The 953-nt window shown below is 69.9% G+C and carries 2 protein-coding genes; both read left to right on the forward strand.

Translation table 11 applies throughout. The features are described 5' to 3' along the window. The first annotated feature begins 52 nt into the window (after nucleotides 1-52). Complete coding sequence (locus tag MBTS_RS00015) at nucleotides 53-235, forward strand: DUF3606 domain-containing protein (protein WP_018043399.1); 183 nt, start codon at nucleotides 53-55, stop codon at nucleotides 233-235. Between the two features lie 136 nt (nucleotides 236-371). After that, nucleotides 372-953, forward strand: a 582-nt coding sequence (locus MBTS_RS00020) for an endonuclease/exonuclease/phosphatase family protein (protein ID WP_192214808.1), incomplete at its 3' end; no start/stop codon positions are given.

Below are 953 nucleotides of genomic sequence, written 5' to 3' on the forward strand. Positions count from 1 at the left end.
GCCGTGCGGAGACGCGCATCGCCGGGGATGCGGACCGAGGTAGGCGGGACAGATGGCAGGCCTGAAGGACAAGCGCGGCTTCATCGACAAGGACAGGCTCGATCTGTCCGAGCGGCAGGCCGTCGAGCATTGGATGAAGCGCTGGGGCGTCACCCGCGACCAGCTGACGAGCGCCCACCGCAAGGTCGGACATATGATCAAGGACATCGCAGCCGAACTCGGCAAGAAGCGTTAGAGGAAGGCAGCGTCAGGCTGGACGAGGCGACGGCGGGGGCGGGCAGGTGGCGGACAAGAGACACTTTTCGCTGCCCTGGCGCGGCCCGCTCAACGATCGCCGCTACGCGTCCCAGGATCCCGCCCGATTCCCGGACCTGCACGCCCTCGATGCGCTGGACCGCAGCCACTTCCGCAAGATCGTGAGCTGGAACCTGCTGCGGCGCACCGGAGCCAAGGTCGATGCCATCGTCGCCCTGGTGGAGCGCGAGCGGCCCGACCTGCTGCTGATGCAGGAGGCGACCAAGGACATCGCGGTGATCGAGGAACGGCTCGGCGGCGTCTATGCCTGGGCGCCGCTGCCCGGCCGTATCCATGGGCTCGCCATGTGGAGCCCGCATCCCTGGGCCTCCCCGCCCGTGGTCATCGCCCTGCCGTCAGGCGCCGTCGTCGACCGGGTCTGCCAGATCCTCGATTTCGGCGAGTTCGGTGTCGCCAACGTCCATCTCTCCCATGGGCAGGTACTCAACCGGCGGCAGCTGCGGCGGATCGAGCAGAGCCTGCCGGCGCGCGCCGCGGTGATCGGCGACTACAACCTCGTGGGCCCCGCCCTGCTGCCGGGGTTCCGCGATGCCGGGCCCCGCATCCCGACCCATGCCATGGTCGATCTCGTGCCCCTGCGCATCGACCGCTGCCTCGTGCGCGGGCTCGCCTGCCTCGGCCGCACGGTGCTGCCGCGC

Origin of the sequence: Methylobacterium bullatum, assembly GCF_014845095.1 — a bacterium.
In the GTDB taxonomy this organism is placed as follows: Bacteria; Pseudomonadota; Alphaproteobacteria; order Rhizobiales; family Beijerinckiaceae; genus Methylobacterium; species Methylobacterium bullatum.

Bases quoted from the DNA above. Each gene is read 5' to 3' on its own strand.
- MBTS_RS00015 (WP_018043399.1), top strand. From the start codon at position 53: ATGGCAGGCCTGAAGGACAAGCGCGGCTTCATCGACAAGGACAGGCTC.